18 protein-coding genes are annotated in these 19,478 nt (G+C 73.5%); 7 read left to right on the top strand and 11 right to left on the bottom strand.

Annotation, left to right across the window (positions count from 1 at the left end):
- Nucleotides 1–11 precede the first annotated feature (11 nt).
- Nucleotides 12–407 carry a cold-shock protein gene (locus IRX98_RS00405; protein WP_224273093.1) on the bottom strand — a complete coding sequence of 132 codons (396 nt, stop codon included), beginning with the start codon at nt 405–407 and terminating at the stop codon, nt 12–14.
- A gap of 210 nt (nt 408–617) precedes the next feature.
- Here IRX98_RS00405 and IRX98_RS00410 point away from each other — a divergent pair, with 210 nt between their 5' ends.
- Complete coding sequence (locus IRX98_RS00410) at nt 618–2,723, top strand: S8 family serine peptidase (protein WP_224273094.1); 2,106 nt, start codon at nt 618–620, stop codon at nt 2,721–2,723.
- Between the two features lie 27 nt (nt 2,724–2,750).
- On the opposite strand, the gene IRX98_RS00415 is transcribed toward IRX98_RS00410, so the two are convergent.
- From IRX98_RS00415 to IRX98_RS00425, 3 genes are read right to left on the bottom strand one after another with little or no spacing between them, the layout of a single operon-like run.
- Nucleotides 2,751–3,908, bottom strand: coding sequence for an RDD family protein (locus IRX98_RS00415; RefSeq protein ID WP_224273095.1), 1,158 nt, complete (start codon nt 3,906–3,908; stop codon nt 2,751–2,753).
- An 11-nt stretch (nt 3,909–3,919) separates the two neighbouring features.
- Nucleotides 3,920–5,053 (bottom strand): FHA domain-containing protein, encoded by a 1,134-nt coding sequence (locus IRX98_RS00420; protein WP_224273096.1) that lies wholly within the window; start codon nt 5,051–5,053, stop codon nt 3,920–3,922.
- Nucleotides 5,050–5,865: a PP2C family protein-serine/threonine phosphatase gene (locus IRX98_RS00425; RefSeq protein ID WP_224273097.1), complete on the bottom strand. Its 816-nt coding sequence runs from the start codon at nt 5,863–5,865 to the stop codon at nt 5,050–5,052. Before IRX98_RS00425 ends, IRX98_RS00420 begins: the two co-directional genes overlap by 4 nt.
- A gap of 69 nt (nt 5,866–5,934) precedes the next feature.
- On the opposite strand from IRX98_RS00425, the gene IRX98_RS00430 reads away from it, so the two are divergent.
- From IRX98_RS00430 to IRX98_RS00440, 3 genes are read left to right on the top strand one after another with little or no spacing between them, the layout of a single operon-like run.
- Nucleotides 5,935–8,202 carry a helicase C-terminal domain-containing protein gene (locus tag IRX98_RS00430; RefSeq protein ID WP_224273098.1) on the top strand — a complete coding sequence of 756 codons (2,268 nt, stop codon included), beginning with the start codon at nt 5,935–5,937 and terminating at the stop codon, nt 8,200–8,202.
- Between the two features lie 32 nt (nt 8,203–8,234).
- A complete protein-coding gene (locus tag IRX98_RS23255) occupies nt 8,235–8,762 on the top strand; it encodes a CGNR zinc finger domain-containing protein (protein WP_224273100.1) in 528 nt (175 codons plus the stop codon).
- Nucleotides 8,763–8,789: 27 nt separating this feature from the next.
- Nucleotides 8,790–10,439 (top strand): DNA repair helicase XPB, encoded by a 1,650-nt coding sequence (locus IRX98_RS00440; RefSeq protein ID WP_224273101.1) that lies wholly within the window; start codon nt 8,790–8,792, stop codon nt 10,437–10,439.
- Between the two features lie 10 nt (nt 10,440–10,449).
- Here the strand turns inward: IRX98_RS00440 and IRX98_RS00445 are convergent, their stop codons facing one another.
- Together IRX98_RS00445 and IRX98_RS00450 are read right to left on the bottom strand one after the other, a co-directional pair.
- Nucleotides 10,450–11,490: an NAD(P)-dependent alcohol dehydrogenase gene (locus tag IRX98_RS00445; protein WP_224273102.1), complete on the bottom strand. Its 1,041-nt coding sequence runs from the start codon at nt 11,488–11,490 to the stop codon at nt 10,450–10,452.
- A 51-nt stretch (nt 11,491–11,541) separates the two neighbouring features.
- Nucleotides 11,542–12,003 carry a MerR family transcriptional regulator gene (locus IRX98_RS00450; RefSeq protein ID WP_224273103.1) on the bottom strand — a complete coding sequence of 154 codons (462 nt, stop codon included), beginning with the start codon at nt 12,001–12,003 and terminating at the stop codon, nt 11,542–11,544.
- An 80-nt stretch (nt 12,004–12,083) separates the two neighbouring features.
- Between IRX98_RS00450 and IRX98_RS00455 the strand changes: the two genes are divergently transcribed.
- Nucleotides 12,084–12,953, top strand: a complete 870-nt coding sequence (locus IRX98_RS00455) for an oxygenase MpaB family protein (RefSeq protein WP_224273104.1) — start codon at nt 12,084–12,086, stop codon at nt 12,951–12,953.
- Entirely contained in the window at nt 12,950–13,528 is a 579-nt protein-coding gene (locus IRX98_RS00460) for an HD domain-containing protein (protein WP_224273105.1), read from the top strand. Before IRX98_RS00455 ends, IRX98_RS00460 begins: the two co-directional genes overlap by 4 nt.
- Before the next feature lie 18 nt (nt 13,529–13,546).
- On the opposite strand, the gene IRX98_RS00465 is transcribed toward IRX98_RS00460, so the two are convergent.
- A complete protein-coding gene (locus IRX98_RS00465; RefSeq protein ID WP_224273107.1) occupies nt 13,547–14,269 on the bottom strand; it encodes a GntR family transcriptional regulator in 723 nt (240 codons plus the stop codon).
- Between the two features lie 116 nt (nt 14,270–14,385).
- On the opposite strand from IRX98_RS00465, the gene IRX98_RS00470 reads away from it, so the two are divergent.
- Nucleotides 14,386–14,997 (top strand): alpha-ketoglutarate-dependent dioxygenase AlkB, encoded by a 612-nt coding sequence (locus IRX98_RS00470; protein ID WP_224273109.1) that lies wholly within the window; start codon nt 14,386–14,388, stop codon nt 14,995–14,997.
- Between the two features lie 6 nt (nt 14,998–15,003).
- Here the strand turns inward: IRX98_RS00470 and IRX98_RS00475 are convergent, their stop codons facing one another.
- Genes IRX98_RS00475 through IRX98_RS00490 form a run of 4 tightly spaced genes read right to left on the bottom strand, consistent with a single transcriptional unit; the run spans nt 15,004 to nt 19,461 of the window.
- The gene (locus IRX98_RS00475; RefSeq protein ID WP_224273110.1) at nt 15,004–15,684 is read right to left on the bottom strand and encodes an SRPBCC family protein; all 681 of its coding nucleotides are present in this window, start codon (nt 15,682–15,684) and stop codon (nt 15,004–15,006) included.
- A 2-nt stretch (nt 15,685–15,686) separates the two neighbouring features.
- On the bottom strand, nt 15,687–16,532 hold the full coding sequence (locus IRX98_RS00480; RefSeq protein WP_224273111.1) for an FAD binding domain-containing protein: 846 nt from the start codon (nt 16,530–16,532) through the stop codon (nt 15,687–15,689).
- Entirely contained in the window at nt 16,529–18,991 is a 2,463-nt protein-coding gene (locus tag IRX98_RS00485) for a xanthine dehydrogenase family protein molybdopterin-binding subunit (protein ID WP_224273112.1), read from the bottom strand. The genes IRX98_RS00480 and IRX98_RS00485 overlap by 4 nt, the downstream gene beginning before the upstream one ends.
- Nucleotides 18,988–19,461: a (2Fe-2S)-binding protein gene (locus IRX98_RS00490; RefSeq protein WP_224273113.1), complete on the bottom strand. Its 474-nt coding sequence runs from the start codon at nt 19,459–19,461 to the stop codon at nt 18,988–18,990. Before IRX98_RS00490 ends, IRX98_RS00485 begins: the two co-directional genes overlap by 4 nt.
- Nucleotides 19,462–19,478 lie beyond the last annotated feature (17 nt).

Here is a 19,478-nt window from a genome sequence, read left to right on the forward strand (position 1 = left end):
CGGGTCGGGGCTCAGATCTCCAGCTCGTCGGCGAGCGCGCGCAGCACCTTCGCGGTGCCGTGGGCCGAGGCGCGCTCGGGGTGGCGGCCGCGGCGGTAGGCCTCCTCGACGCCCTCGAGCATCTTGATGAGGTCCTCGACGATGGTGACCATCGCCTCCGGCTGCTTGCGCTGGGCGTTGCGCTGGTTGCGCGTCACCGAGGCGGGCGCGTCGACCACGCGCACCTGCAGCGCCTGGTCGCCGCGGCGGCCCTGGGCGATGCCGAACTCCACCTTGGTGCCGGCCTTGAGCGTGGCGATCCCCTCGGGGAGGGCGTCGGAGTGGACGTAGACGTCCGGGCCGTCGTCCTGGGACAGGAAGCCGAAGCCCTTGTCAGCGTCGAACCACTTCACCTTGCCACTGGGCACGGATCCACTCCACTCACCTCAACCGCCGACACCGTGGGTTCACGGGCGCGGGCAAAGAATAGGCGGACCCGGCGACCGGCCACCATCGGGTTGCGCGAAGACGTAGTCTGATCCGCTCACGCCCCCGGCGGGGACCGGCGGCGAGGGCGGACGACGCCATGGGAAAATCGTCGTCCGGACAGCGGGAGCGGCTCGAAGGGAGCACACGGCATGCGGGCACCGACAGCAGGACGGATCCTCGGATGCGGCCTCGTCGCGCTCGCGCTCGCGCTCCCCACCACTCCCCCCGCCGCGGCGGACGATGCCCCCGCCGCCGGCGCGACGTCCCGCCCCCTCACCCTCGTCACCCTCGCGGGAGCCGGCACCGCGGCCGGCCGCGCGGACGCCGAGGACCTGCTCGCCCGCCAGGACGCGGTGCTCACGGCCGTCGGCGCCGGTGAGCCCGTCTACCGGTGGACCACCGCGCTCAACGGCTTCGCCGCCGAGCTGAGCCCCGCGCAGGTCAGCGCCCTCGCGGACCAGCCCGGCATCGCCACGGTCGAGGCCGACACGGTCCGGCCGCTCGCCAGGCGTACGTCGACGGCTGCGGTGCGCGGCGCCGCCGACAGCCCGCGCCTGCGGGGCGGGGCCGGGGTCGTGGTGGGTGTCGTCGACTCGGGCATCGCGCCCGACTCCCCTGCCTTCGCCGACGTGCCCGGGCTCGGCGCCGACCCACGTGGGTTCACCGGCGCCTGCAGCGAGGCGGAGGGTTGGTCGGCCTCGGACTGCAGCCGCAAGGTCGTCGGGGCACGCTGGTTCGTCGACGGCTTCGGCGCCGACCGCATCCGCTCCTCGGAGTCGCTGTCCGCCCTCGACGAGCTCGGCCACGGCACCCAGGTCTCCTCCGTCGCAGCAGGCAATGCCGCGGTGAGCGTGCGGGTCGACGACCGCGACGCGGGCTCCTTCGGCGGCATCGCCCCCCAGGCGCGCATCGCCGCCTACAAGGCGTGCTGGGGAGCCCCCGACCCGGCCGACGACGGGTGCTCGACCGCCGACGTGGTCGCCGCGGTCGACGCGGCCGTGGCCGACGGCGTCGACGTGCTGAGCCTCGCGCTCGCCGGCGGTGAGCGGATCGACACCCTCCAGCTCGCCCTCCTCGGCGCCGCCGAGGCCGACGTGGTCGTCGTCGGAGCAGCGGGCAACGCCGCCGGTTCGGCGTACGCCGCCCACGCCGGCCCGTGGGTGACGACGGTCGGCTCCGCCGTGGGCCGGATGTCGCGCGGCCGTCTCACGCTGCCGGGTGGTCGCTCGTGGACCGGCGGAGGCCGCCCGAGCCCGGTCGCGGGCCGCGCCGTGCGCGCACAGGACGCACCGGCCCCGGGCGTCCCGCGCCGCGACGCCAGTCAGTGCCGACCGGGCTCGCTGGACTCGCGCCTGGTGGCCGACCGGATCGTCGTCTGCCGTCGCGGCGGCATCGGTCGCATCGACAAGTCCGGCGCCGTCGCCCAGGCCGGTGGCCGCGCCATGGTGCTGGTCAACCAGCGACCCGGCGCCGTGACCGCCGACTTCCACTCCGTCCCGACCGTCCACCTCGCGGCCACCGCAGGCCGGCAGTTCGCCCGCTGGGTGGCGCGCAACCCCGACTCCCGGGTGCGGATGTCGCGCGTCAGCGGCGCCCCCGGCAACCGGCGTACGGCTCCGTGGAGCGCGTCGGGCGACCCTCGCGGGGCCTCCCTCAAGCCCGACGCCGTCGCCGACGGCGATGCCGTGCTCGGTGCGCTGCCCGAGGCCACCGGCCGCACGTGGGGCGTCTTCAGCGGCAGCTCGGCCGCGACCGCAGAGGCCGCCGGGCTCGCCGCCCTCCTGCGGGCCGAGCGGCCCGGCTGGTCGGCGGCGCGGGTGCGCTCGCTCCTGGTCACCTCGGCCCGGCCGGTCCGCGGCTCGAGCGTGCTCCAGCAGGGCGCGGGCGCCCTCGCCGGCCGCGTCCCCACCGCGCACCTGGCCCTCGACGTCGACGCCTCGGCGTGGCGTCGTGCACTGCGCACCAGCACGCTGGCCGAGCTCAACACCAGCTCGGTGCTCCTCTCGGCCGGACGCACATCGGCGGTGCGCACGGTGACCAACGTCGGCAGCCGCGCGGAGTACTTCTCCGTCACCGCCCGCGGCTTCACCTCCCGGGTCACTGTCCGACCCCTCGCCGTACGCCTCGCGCCGGGGCAGTCGGCCGACTTCACGGTCACCGTCTCCGGTCGCTCCGGTCGCCTCGACGACGGCCAGCTGGTGTGGCTCGGCGCGCGCGGTGGGGTGACCCGGGTGCCGGTCGCGCTGACCCGCTGACCGCCGGAACCGCGGGCGTCGTGCGCCTCAGTGCTCGCGCGAGATGACCATCTCGCGGTCGCCGTAGACGACCTTGTCGCCGTCGAGGAGGGCGGCCGGCTTGCCCGGTGCGAGCTGGCGCGAGACGCCCCGGCGCACGAGCACGGTGCCGTTGGTGGAGCCGCGGTCCATGACCACGATGGTGCCGTCGGGAGCGGGGCCGAACTGGGCATGGGTCTTGGACACCGACATGTCCGCGGACGCGAGCGGGATCAGGTGCGCGACCTGCTCGCCGTTGCGGGCCTCGGGACGCCGGCCGACCAGCGCCAGCCCGGCGATGACGAAGCTCTCGCCGTTGTCGAAGTGCACCCGCCACCGTGCGGGAGCCTGCGCAGCCGGGCGCTGCGGCTGCTGCGGCGGGACCTGCTGCTGGGGCGGGGCCGGGGGCCGCTGGGGCTGGGGCGGCGGCTGCTGCCAGCCCGGGGGCGGACCGCTCGGGACGGGCGGCTGCGCCGGGGCGGGCGGCTGTGGCTGCGCGGGGGACGACGTGGGGAGCGGCGCCTGCGCCTGCGCCGGGGACCCGGCGGGAGCGGCGACCACCTCGGGCGGCAGCGGCTGGCGGCGCACCGAGTGCTCCGAGCGCTCGGGGGTGCGGACCGCCTCGACGGGCGGGGCCGGGATGAGCCGCATCGCGGTCAGGTTGACGATGTGGCGCGGTCCCTCGTCGCCCCCTGCGTCGGCGACTTCAGCAGCCGGGCGTACGTCGACCACGACGGTGTGCGCCAGGTGGTCGTGCCAGCCGCGACGCTGGCGCCCGCGGTCCTCGACCGCCGTCCACGCGAGGGTGGCGATGCCGATGCCGAACGTGGGCAGGCCGGAGGCCCCGAGCACCAGCGAGCGGAGCAGTGCGGGCCCGACGCCGATCGGGGTGCCGGTGCCGTGGTGCACGACGCGCAGGCCCGACATCGCCTTGCCGGGCGAGGTGCCGCTGACGCCCGTCACGATCGCCAGGACCAGCCAGAGCACGACCATCGTCGCGGCCACGGTCCCGACGACGACCCACGGGTCGTCGTCGACGACCAGCGCCGTCACGACGCCGACGACCGCGAGCAGACTCCAGGCCAGCAGCCGGTCGACGGCGAAGGCGGTGAAGCGTCGCTCGAGCTGGGCGACGGGGTAGGTCAGGGACTGGGGGTGCTGGGTCACGTCTGGGTCGCTCAGGCGTTGGTGACCTGGATGGTGACGCCGTCGCCGAGGTCGAGGACGGCGCCGGGGATCAGGCTGACCGCGATGCCGGGGGTGAGCTCCTCCGGCTCGAGGCCGGGCTGCGCCAGCACCGTGCCGTTGGTCGAGCCGAGGTCCGTGGCGATCGCGGAGCCGTGGTCGGCCCCCGCGCCGGGCCGGATCTCGAGGTGGGTCGAGGAGATCTCCTGCTGCGGGCTGGCGACGGTCACCACGTGGGGCTGGTCGTGGGAGGCGAAGCGTCGGGCCTCGGGGGCACGACCGACCAGGACGGTGCGGTCGACGGCGACGACGTCCCCGGTGGAGAAGATCAGGGACGCGACCGGCTGCGAGACCACCTCGGGGGCGATCTCCTGGCCGGGGATCGGCGGCCGGTCGAAGTCGGGCGCGGGGCTGCCGACCTGCGTCTGGCCGTCGCGGTCGTACCACTCGTCGCGGACCACCGGGGTCTCGCCGGTCGGGGTCGGGTCGTCGTCGGGCTCGCCGAAGTGGAGCGGGGCAGCGGCGGCGGGCTCGGGCACGACGACCGGCTCGGGGTGGGCGACCGGCTCGGGCTCGACGGCCTCCGGCTCCGGCTCCGGCTCCGGCTCCGGCTCGGGAGTGACGGGCTCGGGCTCCGTCGCGACAGGCTCCGGCTCCATCACCGCAGCCGCCGCGGCCGGTGCAGGCGTGCCGGACGCGGTGGGCGCACCGAACTCGACGACCGACACCCGCGCCAGGCCGGGCGTGAGAACGCGGTCGGCCTCGCCGTCGCCGGTCAGGGTGACGCGGAGGCTGGTGACGCCGGTGACCAGCCGCTCGGCCCAGGTCGTGCCCGGGGTCGCGCTCACCAGGTCGTCGCCGGCCGACGAGGACACGGTGGCGGTGGGGGCACCGCGCACGATGAGCCGCGTCGCGTCGTCGCCGTGGGCGACGAGCGCGAAGTGGTCGAGGGAGGAGAGCCCGCCGGCGAGCAGTGCGTCGAGGACGGCGTCCACGTCGGCGCCGGAGTCGGTCAGGTCCCACAGGTGCGCGACACGGTCACGCTGGCTGCCCGGCAGCAGGACGGTCACGCGCTCGCCCGCGACGGCGTACCAGTCCCCTGCCGCGAACCTCGGCTCTGCGCTCACAGTCGTCCCCCCAGCTTCGATTCGAGACTCTGCAGCTGGCGCTGCGAGTCGTACGTGGCGTCCTTGACCAATCCCACCACATCGACGACGACGGCCGTGGCGTTGTCGCGACCACCGGCCGCGACCGCGGCGCGCACCAGGCCGTCGGCCGCGTCGCGGGGGTCGGCGATGGTCTCGAGGATGTCCTCGATCTCCTTGTCCTCGATCATCCCGGTGACGCCGTCGCTGCAGAGCAGGAGGCGCTCGACCGAGCCGAGGGGCAGGAGGAAGAAGTCGGGCTGGATGCCCTCGGGGCTGCCGAGGGCACGCGTGATGACGTGCCGCTCCGGGTGGACGGCCGCCTCCTGCTCGGTGATCTGCCCGGCGTCGATGAGCTCCTGCACGACCGAGTGGTCGACGCTGATCTGCTCGAGCCGCCCCTCGGTGACGCGGTAGATGCGGGAGTCGCCGAGGTTGGCCAGCAGCCACTTGGCCACGCCGTTGTCGTCGACGAGGGCCGCGACGACGGCGGTCGTGCCGGCGTGCCAGCCCGGCTGCAGCGCGCGGTGGGCGTTGCCGAAGTCGACGATGCGTGCCTGGGCGCGGGCGAACGCGCCTGCGACGTGCTCGGCCCCGCGAGCCGGGTCGTAGACCTCGGAGAGGCGCTGGAACTCCTCGACCACCATCTGGCTGGCGACGTCACCGCCGGAGTGCCCACCCATCCCGTCGGCGACCACGAAGATCGGCGGCGCGACCAGGTAGGAGTCCTCGTTGACCTTGCGCACCAGTCCGACGTCGGTCGCCGCCCCGTGGTGGAGATCGACGTTCTTCATGCCCGGCCCTCTTCGCCCCGTGTCGAGATGTGGGTCGACGACGCCGACCCGGCGAGTAGCGTAAGAGGAATGTCCAGCTCAGGGCGGACGACACCCGCACGCACCCTTGCCGACCAGCTCCGTGGCTGGTCCGACGAGCGACTCGTGGCGCTGCTCGCTGCGCGACCGGATCTCGCCACACCCGCCCCTCAGGATTCCTCGCAGCTGGCCTCGCGGGCTGCCACACGTTCGTCGATCCATCGTGCCCTCGACGGCCTGGACCGGCTCGAGCTCTCCGTGCTTGATGCCCTGCTGGTTGCCGGGCAAACCACTTCCGAGCAGCTGATCTCGATCGTCCACGCGGACCCCGCCCGGACCGCCGCGGCCCTGCAGCGCCTGCTCGACCTGGCGCTCGCCTGGGAGACCCCGAGCGGCATCCGCGCCCTCAGCGGCGTGGCCGATGCGATGCGCGGCCTGCCGGTGTCGGCCAGCGGCCTGCGGCCGGTGAGCCCAGAGCCCGCCCCGGCCGCCGACATCGAGGCGCGGCTCGCCGAGCTGAGTCCCGCCGCGACCGCCCTGCTGCGCCACGTCGACGCCCACGGCGGCGAGGGCACGACCGGCGCCGCGCGGCGGACCGTGGCTCCTCGCGACGCCCGCTCGCCAGCCGAGGAGCTGATCAGCAGGCGCCTGCTCGTGCCCCGCGAGGGCGCCACCGTCGTCCTCCCCGGCGAGGTGGGGCTGGCCCTGCGGGGCGGTCGCACCACCACCGAGCCGGTGGACGTCGTGCCCGACCTCGCGACGACGCAGCGCGACGCCGCGCTCGTGGCCCGCAGCGCCGCGGGCGCCGCCTTCGACGTCGTACGCCGGGTGGAGCTGCTGCTCGACCACTGGGGCGTCGAGCCGCCGAGCGTGCTGCGCAGCGGCGGCCTGGCCGTGCGCGACCTCAAGTCCGTCGCCCGCGAGCTGCACGTCGACGAAGCGGGCGCGGCGCTGGTGGTGGAGGTCGCGCTCTCCGCCGGGCTGATCGCCGAGGCCGCGGTGGCCGACGGCACCCCGTCGTGGCTGCCGACCGACGAGTTCGACGTGTGGTCGGGAGTGCCGATCGCCGAGCGGTGGGCGCGGCTGGTCGGCGGCTGGCTGGCGAGCAGCCGGGTCCCGTCGCTGGTCGGCTCGCGCGACGCCGCCGGCAAGTCGTGGAACGCCCTGGCCCCCGAGCTGTCCAGCGGCCTGGCGGAGGAGGCGAGACGGCTGGCGCTACGGGTGCTGGCCGAGGTGCCCGAGGGCGAGGTCCTCGCTGCCGGGACGGGCGTCGCGTCGCTCGTGCAGCGGGTCGGCTGGCTGCGGCCGCGCCGCCCCACCGTCTTCGGCGAGCTCGTCGCCGCCGCGCTCACCGAGGCCGCGGTGCTCGGTGTCAGCGGAGCCGGCGGCCTGCCCCCGAGCGGTCGGCACGTGGCCGCGGGAGACCCGGGCGAGGCCGCCACGGCCCTCGAGCCCCACCTGCCCCGTCCGGTCGACCACGTGCTGCTGCAGGCCGACCTGACCGCGGTCGCCCCCGGCCCGCTCGAGACCGAGGTCGCACGACGGCTCCACCTGCTCGCCGACGTGGAGTCGCGCGGCGGTGCCACCGTCTACCGCTTCTCCTCCGGCTCCCTGCGCCGCGGCTTCGACGCCGGATGGTCCGCGCTCGAGGTCCGCGACTTCCTGACGTCCGTGTCGCAGACACCGGTCCCGCAGCCGCTGGAGTTCCTCGTCGACGACGTGGCCCGCACCTTCGGCAGCGTCCGGGTCGGCCACGCGGAGGCGTTCCTGCGCGCGGACGACGAGGCCGCGCTCGCCGCACTCGTCCACGACACCCGGGCACGCTCGCTCGGCCTGCGTCTGCTCGCGCCCACCGTCGCGATCGCGACCTCGCCGATCGACGTGCTGCTCCCCCGGCTCCGCGAGCTCGGCGCGGCACCCGTGGTGGAGGCCGCCGACGGCACCGTCCGGGTCAGCCGTCCCGACCTCCAGCGCGCCCGCTCGCGCCGCGGCCGTCGTCCTGCCGGAGCGGTCGAGGCCCGCCAGGTCGCCCAGGTGCAGGCGGTGGCGACCGCGATCCGGGCCGGCGACCGGGCCGAGTCCTCGCGCCCCTCCAGCGTCGAGGCCACGACCCCGTCCGGCGCCCTGGCCGCACTGCGCGACGCCATCGAGGCGGGCACCACCGTGGTCATCGGCTACGTCGACAACCACGGTGCCACCGGCGAGCGGGTCGTCGACCCCCGGCGCCTCGACGGTGGTCGGCTCTCGGCCTTCGACCACCGCGCCGACGACGTGCGCGAGTTCGCGGTGCACCGGATCACGGGCGTACGCCGTGCCTGAGCCGGCCACGCCCCGCTCCGTAGACTGACGCCGTGGACTTCATCCGCTACGCCGAGCGCGCCGCCTCGCTCGTCAACGCCGACCTGGCGGACGAGACGGCGCTGCACGAGCACCTCGCGGACCGCTCGTGGCTGCACCGGTCGGTAGTGGAGGGCGACGTGGCGTCGCTGCAGGCCTTCCAGGCCGACCTGCGCCCGGTCTTCGAGGCCTCGGACGTCGACGACGTACCCCTCGTGGTGAGCCAGCTCAACGACCTCCTCGCCGCGCACCCGGTGACCCCGATGATCTCCGACCACGACCCCGACAACCTCCACATGCACGTCGCCAACCGGGCCGCCTCGGTGGCCGAGCTGCTCGTCGGCGAGGCGCTGATGGGCCTGGCCAACCTGGTGTGCGACCTCGGTGCGACGCGACTGGGGATCTGCTCGGAGGCCCGGTGTGACCACGTCTACGTCGACACCTCGCCCAACCAGTCGCGCCGCTACTGCTCGGACCGCTGCTCCTCGCGCGCCAACGTCGCGGCCTTCCGGGCCAGGCAGAAGGCGGCGTCGGCGAGCTGACGCCCGCGTCGTCCGTAGACTCGCCGGGTGAATGACGGTCCCCTCATCGTCCAGTCGGACAAGACGCTCCTGCTCGAGGTCGACCACCCCTCGGCAGCCGAGGCGCGCAAGGCGATCGCCCCCTTCGCCGAGCTCGAGCGCTCGCCGGAGCACATCCACACCTACCGCCTGACCCCGCTGGGGCTGTGGAACGCCCGCGCCGCCGGGCACGACGCCGAGCAGGTCGTCGACGCACTGCTGACGTGGTCGAGGTACGCCGTCCCGCACGCGCTGCTCGTCGACGTCGCCGAGACCATGGGCCGCTACGGCCGGCTGCGGCTGGAGAAGCACCCGGTGCACGGCCTGGTGCTGTCGTCGGTGGACCGTCCGGTCCTGGAGGAGGTGCTCCGGGCCAAGAAGGTCGCCGGGATGGTCGGCGCCCGGCTCGACCCGGACACGGTGGCGGTGCACCCGAGCGAGCGCGGCAACCTCAAGCAGGCGCTGCTCAAGCTCGGCTGGCCGGCCGAGGACTTCGCCGGCTACGTCGACGGCGAGGCGCACGCGATCGACCTCGCCGAGGACGGCTGGACGCTGCGCCCCTACCAGCGCGAGGCGGCCGAGTCCTTCTGGGACGGCGGGTCGGGCGTGGTCGTGCTCCCCTGCGGCGCCGGCAAGACGATCGTCGGCGCCGCCTCCATGGCGCAGGCGCAGGCCACCACGCTGATCCTGGTCACCAACACCGTGAGCGCGCGGCAGTGGAAGGACGAGCTGGTCGCGCGCACCTCGCTCACCGCCGACGAGATCGGCGAGTACTCCGGAGCGGTGAAGGAGGTCCGCCCGGTCACCATCGCGACCTACCAGGTGCTGACCACGAAGCGGAAGGGCGTCTATCCCCACCTCGAGCTGCTCGACGCCCGCGACTGGGGCCTCATCGTCTACGACGAGGTGCATCTGCTGCCTGCGCCGATCTTCCGGATGACCGCGAACCTCCAGGCCCGGCGGCGCCTCGGGCTCACCGCGACCCTGGTCCGCGAGGACGGGCGCGAGGGCGAGGTCTTCTCCCTCATCGGGCCCAAGCGCTACGACGCCCCGTGGAAGGACATCGAGGCGCAGGGCTACATCGCGCCCGCCGACTGCGTCGAGGTGCGGGTGACGCTGCCCGACGGCGAGCGGCTGGCGTACGCCACGAGCGACCCCGACACCCGCTACCGCCTCGCGTCGTGCACCCACGCCAAGATCGACGTCGTACGCGACCTGGTGCGCCAGCACGACGGGCAGCCGACGCTGGTGATCGGGCAGTACATCGACCAGCTCGACGAGATCGCGGCGATGCTCGACGCGCCGGTCATCAAGGGCGAGACGCCCGTCAAGGAGCGGCAGCGGCTCTTCAACGCCTTCCGCTCCGGCGAGATCGGGCTGCTCGTGGTGAGCAAGGTGGCGAACTTCTCCATCGACCTGCCCTCGGCCGAGGTGGCCATCCAGGTGAGCGGGTCGTTCGGCTCGCGCCAGGAGGAGGCTCAGCGGCTCGGGCGGCTGCTGCGACCCAAGACCGAGGGCCGCAGCGCGCACTTCTACACGATCGTCTCGCGCGACACCGTCGACGCCGACTTCGCCCAGAACCGCCAGCGCTTCCTTGCCGAGCAGGGCTACGCCTACCGGATCATCGACGCCGGCGACCTGGCCGCCGGCGCCGAGTAACCCGTCGACCTCAGCCGAGCGTGCTGGTGTCGATGACGAAGCGGTAGCGCACGTCGGAGGCGAGCACGCGCTCGTAGGCCTCGTTGACCTGGTCGGCGGCGATGACCTCGACCTCGCTGACGATGCCGTGCTCGGCGCAGAAGTCGAGCATCTCCTGGGTCTCGGCGATGCCGCCGATCATGGAGCCCGCGAACGTGCGGCGGTTGCTGAGCAGCGAGAACACGTTGAGGCTCAGCGGCTCGGCCGGGGCGCCGACGTTGACCATGGCGCCGTTGACGGCGAGCAGCCCGAGGTAGGCGCTGACGTCGATCTTCGCGCTGACGGTGTTGATGATCAGGTCGAAGGAGCTCGCGAGCGCCTCGAAGGTGTCGGGGTCGCTGGTGGCGAAGTAGTGGTCGGCACCGAGGCGGAGGCCGTCCTCCTGCTTCTTCAGCGACTGCGAGAGCACCGTGACCTCCGCGCCCATGGCGTGCGCGATCTTGACGGCCATGTGGCCCAGCCCGCCGAGGCCGACGACCGCGACCCTCTTGCCGGGGCCGGCCTGCCAGTGCTTGAGCGGTGAGTACGTGGTGATGCCGGCGCACAGCAGCGGCGCGGCAGCCGCGGCGTCGAGGCTCTCGGGCACCGAGAGCACGTAGTCGGCGTCGACCACGACGTGGGTGGAGTAGCCGCCCTGGGTGGTGGTGCCGTCGCGGTCGGTGGCGGCGTACGTGCCGACCATGCCGTCGCGGCAGTACTGCTCGTCGCCGTTGCGGCAGTTGTCGCACGTCCCGCACGATTTGACCATGCAGCCGACTCCCACGCGGTCGCCGACCGCGTGGCGGGCGACGTCCGAGCCGACCTCGGTGACGGTGCCGACGATCTCGTGGCCGGGCACGACGGGGAAGGGCTGCGGGCCCCAGTCGCCGTTGACGGTGTGGATGTCGGAGTGGCAGATGCCGGCGTAGTCGACGGCGATCAGCACGTCGTTGGCGCCGACCTCGCGGCGCTCGATCGTGGTGGGGGCCAGGGGCTGGCCGGCGGAGGGTGCTGCGTAGGCGTTGACGCGCATGCGGACGTCTTCCGTTCTCTCGAGGGGTGTGGACCGATCCGGGGTGCCGGGTCAGTCGTGCGCGACCGCGCGCAGCTCGTCGGCGAGCTCGCGGGCGCTGCGGGAGATCCGCTCGCTCCGGGCGGTGTCGCCCTCGCGGACGGCCTGCCAGTAGGCGATCTTGAGGTCGACGTAGCGCTGCCGCAGGACGAGCGCCTCGGCCTCGGCCGCGAGCCGCACCTGCTGTTCCTCGAGCAGCCGCTGCTGGTCGGCGGCCGCCTCGGCGCCCAGGCGGTTGTTGTCCATGTAGACGCGCATGTCACCGATCGACATGCCGGTGGCGGCCAGGCAGGAGACCCACATGAGCTGGTCGAGGTCGCCCTCGCCGTAGACGCGGTGCCCGCTGCTCGCGCCGCGGCTCACCGGGGCGATGACGCCCACCTGCTCGTAGTAGCGCAACGTGCTGGCCGGCAGCCCGGTGAGGGCTGCCGCCTCCTTGATGGAGTAGCTGCGAGGAGCTGCGTCGGTGGTCACGTCATCGACGGTAGGAACTTCGAGCACTCGAAGTCAAAGGCCGGCCGTCGCGCTTGTCCGCGGGTCCTAGTCTCGACCACGTGACCCTCCGCGAGCGCCTCGGCGCCGAGCTGTTCCGCAAGGTGGCCGGGCCCAACGGCGAGCAGGCACGCGAGCGCGTCCACGGCACGCCCGGGCCGCGGTGGTTCGCCCCCGACTCCCCGATCGCGCGCGTGCACGGCGATGCGTCGATGTTCGTCGGTGGCATCCGCGCGGTCATGCTCCAGTCGCTCCACCCCGCCGCCATGCAGGGCGTGGCCGACCACTCGGGCTACCGCGGCGACATGTGGGGCCGGCTCGCGCAGGTCTCCACCTACATCGCGATGACGACCTTCGGCACCGAGCGCGACGCGCTCCAGGTCATCCGCGCCGTGCAGCGCGCGCACGAGTCGGTCACCGGCACGATGCCCGACGGCTCGGCGTACGCCGCCAACGACCCGCACCTGCTCGGCTGGGTCCACGTCGCCGAGATCGACAGCTTCCTCGCCGCCCACGACCGCTACGGCCAGCAGCGGCTCGTCGGACGCGACCGCGACACCTACGTCGCGCAGACCGCCGTCGCGGCCGAGCACCTCGGCGTGATCGGGGCACCGCGGACCGAGGCCGAGCTGCGCACGGTCCTCGAGGCCTACGCCCACGAGCTGCGCGCCACGCCCGAGGCCCGCGAGGCCATCTCCTTCCTCCTGCTCCACCCCGACCTGCCGCTCGCGGCCCGCCCGGGCTACCTGTCGCTGGCGGCCGCTGCGATCGGCCTGCTCCCGACGGAGGCCAGGCGCGAGCTGCGCCTGCCGCCGGTGCCGCCGCTGACCAACCGCGTGCTGGGCCAGCTCGGCACCCGCACCATCCGCTGGGCGATGTCGTCAGGGCACGAACGCGCGCGGGGGCTCCAGCAGGAGACAGCTCGGGCATGAGCCTCGCCGAGCGTTGGCCGTTGCCCGACCACCACGACCTGCGCGACGAGCTGCTCACCGCCTGGGACCGCCCCGGCTACCACGACCGGCTCCACCTGGCCGAGGTGCTCGACCGCCTCGAGCTGCTCGCCGCCTCCGGCGCGGGCTTCGACGCCACGACCGTGGCGCTGGCGGCGTGGTTCCACGACGCCGTCTACGACGGCGGCGCCGACGACGAGGAGCGGTCGGCGCAGTGGGCCGAGCGCGCCCTCCCGGCGTCATACGCCGACGAGGTGGCCCGGTTGGTGCGGATGACCGCGCACCACCGACCGGCCGACGACGACGCTCCCGGCTGCGCGCTGAGCGACGCCGACCTGGCGATCCTGGCGGCTCCGCGGGAGCGCTACGACGCCTACGCCGCCGGCGTGCGGGCCGACTTCGCCCACGTCGCGGAGGCGGACTTCCGTGCCGGGCGGGCGGCCGTGCTGCGCGACCTGGCCGCGAAGCCGCACCTCTTCCACACCACGCAGGGGCGCGCGCTGTGGGAGGCCACCGCGCGGGCCAACCTCGAGCGGGAGATCAGCGACCTGGGGTGAGCCGGGCGCCGCGCCGGCTCAGCGGTCGGCGAGCTGGAGGTAGACGGTGAAGCGGTCGTGGCGGTAGCAGGTGCGCGAGACCTCCACGATGCGCCCCTCGGACACCGCCCGACGGGCGTGGCGCAGGACCGGGTCGCCCTCGGCGATCTCGAGCACCGCGGCCTCGTCGGCGCTCGCACGGTCGGCGCTGATGGAGTCCTCGACCTCGGTCGGGCGCAGGCCGCGGGCACCGAGCGCCTCGTAGAGGCTGGTGGGCGTGCCGTGCTGGAGGAAGCCGGGCAAGAGCACCTCGTTGAGGTAGGCGTCCTCGACGCACACGATGGCCCCGTCGGCGCGACGGAGGCGACGCCAGTGCAGCACGGGGTCGCCGGGCGAGATGTCGAGCGCGCGTGCCACGCCCGGGCCGGCCTGCTCGACGCGGGCCAGCAGGGTCTGCGACTCCGGGAGCATGCCGCGGCGGCGGATCTCCTCGGTGAAGGACGTCAGGCGTCCGGCGGTCTTCGGCGGCTGCGCCACGAACGTGCCACGGCCGGGGATGCGCTCGAGCAGGCCCTCGGCGACGAGGGCGTCGAGCGCCTGGCGCACGGTCATCCGGGCGACACCGAAGCGTGCCACGAGCTCGCGCTCGGAGGGGGCCGCCGAACCCGGGGGCTGCTCCTCGATGAGGCTCCGGACGTGCTCCCGGACCTGGACGTGCTTCAACGCCCGCTGTCGCGGGACGACGACGTCGACCGGATCCATGCCTGCCAACATAGGACTGGGCTGGACCGGTGTCTCCGCTTTGACGGAGTCTGTGGTAAAGACTTGGACAACCTGTGGATCGAACATCCGTTCGATCGATGCGCTAGGCTGTCGACGTGGACTTCCAGACGTCCCTCTTCGCCGACCACGCGCCCGCTGCGAGCGGGCTCGCGCCCGAGCGCCTGGCGCTCTCGCACGGCGCCTGGGTCGACGTCCAGCGCGACTGGCTGGGCGACCCCGACGGCGTCTTCACCGCGCTCGTCGAGCGCGTGCCGTGGCGCTCCGAGCGTCGCGAGATGTACGACGCCGTGGTCGACGTGCCCCGCCTGGTGCACACCTACCTGCCCGGCGTCCGTCTCCCCCACGCGGTGCTCGAGCGCGCACGTGACGACCTGAGCGCGCACTACCTCCCCGAGCTGGGCGAGCCGTTCGTGAGCGCCGGGTGCTGCTACTACCGCGACGGCCGCGACTCCGTGGCGTGGCACGGCGACACGATCGGTCGCGGCAGCAGCGCCGACACGATGGTGGCCATCGTCAGCGTCGGCGACCCCCGCCGCCTGCTGCTGCGTCCGCGCGGCGGCGGGGAATCGGTCGCACTGACCATGGGGCACGGGGACCTCGTGGTGATGGGCGGCTCGTGCCAGCGCACCTGGGAGCACTCCGTGCCCAAGGTGGCCCGCTCCGGGCCGCGCATCTCCGTGCAGTTCCGCCCGCTCGGCGTGTTCTGAAGCGCCTCAGCGCCTGAGCAGCCGCCTCAGCAGCAGCAGACCCACCACCGCGGCCAGGGCCGGCTTCCAGTAGGTGCGAGCCAGGATCGGCAGCACCGCGCTGCCGAGGTCGAGCGCCTCGGTGGGCGGGGGCGGCGGGGGCCTGAGCGGCGTCGGCGGCGTAGGCGGGGCGGCCGCGTGGGCGCCCGGCTGGGGCGTCGCGACCGGTGCCTCCGGTGCCGCGGTCTCCGGCTCGGGCTCCGGGGCCGCCAGTCGCTGCTCGAGGCAGGCGACGAACTGGCCGAGGAGCTTGTCGGAGACGTCCTGCATCACCCCGCGGCCGAACTGCGCGGGCTTGCCCGTGATCGCGAGGTCGGTCTCCACGGACACGTCGGTCGCGCCGCCGGTCGCGTCGGTCATCGTGACGGTGACCTTCGCGCCGGCGGTGCCGTTGCCGCGCTTGTCCTTGCCCTTGGCGTCGACGACGAAGCGGTGCGCCGCCTCGTCCTTCTCCACGAAGGTGCCCGAGCCGTTGTACTGCAGCGCGATCGGGCCGAGCTTCACCTTCACCGAGCCGGCGAACGAGCTCTCGTCGGCCTCGGTGACCTGGGCGCCGGGGAAGCACTCGGCCACCGAGGCGATGTCGTTGAAGTGCGCCCAGGTCTCCTCGACGCCGATGGGGACGGTGAAGCGGTGGTTCAGCTCCATCCCTAGACCCCCGCGGCCTTCAGGACGGCCCGGCCGGTGAGCACGCGCGCCAGGTGCTGGCGGTAGTCGGCGGCACCGTTGAGGTCCGAGGGCGGGTTGGTGCCCTCCGCAGCCAGCTCCGCCGCAGCGCGTACGCCGTCCCCGGTGGCCGTGGCGCCGGCGAGCGCCTGCTCGGTGGCGGTCGCTCGCAGCGGGGTGGAGCCCATGTTGGTCAGGCCCACGCGCGCCTCGTCGATGGAGCCCTTCACCGTCGCGGCGATCGCGACGATGGGCCACTGGTGCGCGACCCGCACGAACTTCTCGTAGTGCGCGCCCCACCCGGTGTGCTTGGGGACGCGCACCTCGGTGAGGATCTCGTCCTCGCCGATCGCGGTCTCGAAGAGGTCGACGAAGAAGTCCGAGGCCTCCACCGTCCGGGTGCCGCCGGCGCCGGCGATGACGAACTGCGCTCCCAGCGCGAGCGCCGGGGCACCGAGGTCGCCCGCGGGGTCGGCGTGCGCCAGGGCGCCACCGAACGTGCCACGGTGCCGGATCTGCGAGTCGGCGACCTCCGCGGCGGCCTTGGAGAGCAGCAGCGCGTGCTCCTTGACCAGTGCGTGGTCGCGTACGTCGTGGTGGGTGGTCATCGCGCCGATCACGATCGCGTCCCCGTCGTCGCGGATGCCGCGCAGGGAGGCGATGCCGCCGAGGTCGATGACGACCTCGGGGGCGTTGAGCCGCATCCTCAGCACCGGGAGCAGGCTCTGCCCACCGGCGAGGATCTTCGCGTCGTCGCCGTGCTGGCCGAGGGCCGACAGCGCCTCCTCGACCGACGTGGGTGCGAGGTAGTCGAACTGCACCGGGATCACTGGCCTGCTCCTTCGTCCTGGTTGAGCGCACCTTCTCGGAAGTGCGGCATGGCCGTCTCCGGTGTCGGTGCGTCTCCGTCGCCTGCGTGGATCGCGCGCCACACCCGCTCCGGGGTGCACGGCATCTGGATGTCGCTGACGCCGAGGTGGCGTACGGCGTCGACGACGGCGTTGACCACCGCCGGCGTGGACGCGATCGTCCCCGCCTCGCCGACGCCCTTCGTGCCGAGCGTGTTGGTGGTGGCGATGCTCGGGTCGTCGGTGTGGACCACGTCGAAGGAGATCGTGTCCGCGGCCGTCGGCAGCAGATAGTCGACGAACGATCCGCTCACGAGCGTGCCCGCGTCGTCGTGCACCGCCTCCTCCCACAGCGCCTGCGCGATGCCCTGCACCAGACCGCCGTGGATCTGGCCGGCGACGATGAGCGGGTTGATGATCGTCCCGATGTCGTCGCAGCAGGTGTACTTGCGCATCTTGACCGCGCCGGTCTCGGTGTCGACCTCCATCGCGCACAGGTGCGTGCCGTGCGGGTAGTTGAAGTTCACCGGGTCGTAGGTCGCCTCGGCGTCGATGCTCGGCTCCATGTCCTCGGGGTAGTTGTGCGCCGCGAAGGCCGCCGTGGCGAGCTCCTGGATCGCCACCCCCTGGTCGGTGCCGGCGACGGTGAAGCGGCCGCCCTTGTACTCGAGGTCGTCCTCGCTGGCCTCGAGCAGGTGCGCCGCGAGGTGCTTGGCCTTGTCGATCACCTTGTCGACCGCCTTCACCAGCGCCTCGCCGCCGACGACCAGCGAGCGCGAGCCGTAGGTGTCGAGGCCCTTGTGGGCGATCTGGGTGTCGCCGTGCAGCACCTCGACGTCCTCGAAGGGCACGCCGAGCCGGTCGGCGACGATCTGGCTGAACGCCGTCTCGTGGCCCTGGCCGTGGGCGCTGGCACCGGTGACGATCTCGACCTTGCCGGTGGCCAGCATCCGCACGCTCGCGTGCTCCCAGCCGCCGGCGCCGTAGTCGAGGCTGCCGAGCACCCGGCTCGGGGCCAGGCCGCACATCTCGGTGAAGGTGGAGACACCGATGCCGAGCTGCACCCGGTCCCCGCGCTCGCGCCGCTCCTTCTGCTCCGCGCGCAGCGCGTCGTAGCCGAACGACTCCTTGGCCTTGGCGGTCGCGGCCTCGTAGTTGCCGGTGTCGTACTCCAGCCCGGCGACGGTCGTGAAGGGGAACTCCTCGTGCTTGATCCAGTTGCGCTCGCGGATCTCCAGCGGGTCGACCCCCACCTCCGTGGCGAGCTCGTCCATGATCCGCTCGATCGCGTACGTCGCCTCGGGGCGGCCGGCGCCGCGGTAGGCGTCGGTGAAGGTGGTGTTCGTCAGCACCGTCTGGCACTCGAAGCGGTAGGACGGGAACTTGTAGATCGCGTTGAACATGAAGGCACCCAGCACAGGGACGCCACCGCCGACGACGGCGATGTAGGCCCCGAGGTCCGCGTCGAGGTGCACCTTGAAGCCGGTGACGTTGCCCTCCTTGTCGGCCGCCAAGGTCAGCGTCTGGACCTGGTCGCGACCGTGGTGGGCGGCCATCAGGCTCTCGCTGCGGGTCTCGGTGTACTTCACCGGCTTCGACAGCCGGCGGGCCACGGCCCAGGCGATCCACTCCTCCGGCGTCGTCTGGAGCTTGCCGCCGAAGCCGCCGCCGACGTCGGGGGCGATGACGCGGATCTTCGACTCGGGCACACCGGTGGTGGCGGCGAGCGCGAAGCGCAGGATGTGCGGGATCTGGGTGGCCGACCACATGGTGATCTGCTCGCCGGTCGGGTCGACGACGACGCTGCGGGGCTCCATGAAGGCGGGGATGAGGCGCTGCTGGCGGTACTCCCGCTCGATGAGGATTCCGTCGGTGCGCGCGGTCTCGATCGCGGCCTCGACGTCGGAGCCGGTGCCGGCCTCGGCGGAGTCGAAGACCCACAGCGCTGACTTGTTGGTGCCGAGGTCGGGGTGGGCGAGCACCTCGTCGCGCAGCGCGTTCTTGATGCCGATCACGGCGGGCTGCTCGTCGTACTCGACGTCGACGAGCTCCGCGGCGTCGCGGGCCTCGGCAGCGCTGCGCGCGACCACGACGGCGACGATCTCGCCGGCGAAGGCCACGCGGTCGGCGGGCATCGGCGAGTGGCCGGGGGTCTTCTGGTCGGGCGTGATGGGCCAGGCGTTGATGCACACGCCGAGCTCGTCGCCGAAGTCCTTGCCGGACAGCACCGCGACGACGTTGGGCGAGGCCTTGGCGGCCTCGACGTCGACCGAGGTGATGGTGGCGTGGGCGAAGGGGCTGCGCACCATCGCGAGGTGCAGCATCCCCGGCAGGGTGATGTTGTCGGTCCAGCGCGTGCGGCCCGTGATGAGGCGCTGGTCCTCCTTGCGGCGGCGGTCCTTGCCGATCTCGGCGGCGGGACGGTCCTGGGTGGCGGTCATGCCTTGGCTCCTTCGGCTGCGTGGAGCACGCTCTTGACGATGTTGTGGTAGCCGGTGCAGCGGCAGAGGTTGCCCTCCATGCCGAGCCGCACCTCCTCCTCGGTCGGGTTCGGGTTCTCCCCGAGCAGGTCGACGGCCTGCATGATCATCCCGGGGGTGCAGAAGCCGCACTGGAGGCCGTGGCACTCGCGGAACGACTCCTGGACGGGGTGGAGCTCACCCTCGGCCGTGTCGGCGAGCCCCTCGATCGTGGTGACGGTGCGGCCGTTGGCCTGCACGGCCAGCACGTTGCACGACTTCACGCTCGTGCCGTCGAGGTGCACGGTGCACGCCCCGCAGTTGGAGGTGTCGCAGCCGATCACGGTGCCGGTCTTGCCGAGCTTCTCGCGGAGGTACTGCACCAGCAGCATGCGCGGCTCGACGTCGTCGGAGACCGCAGCCCCGTCGACGGTGAGTTCGATCTTCGTCATCAGGCCACTCCCAGTTG

It is taken from the genome of Nocardioides lacusdianchii, from assembly GCF_020102855.1.
GTDB classification, from domain to species: Bacteria; Actinomycetota; Actinomycetes; order Propionibacteriales; family Nocardioidaceae; genus Nocardioides; species Nocardioides lacusdianchii.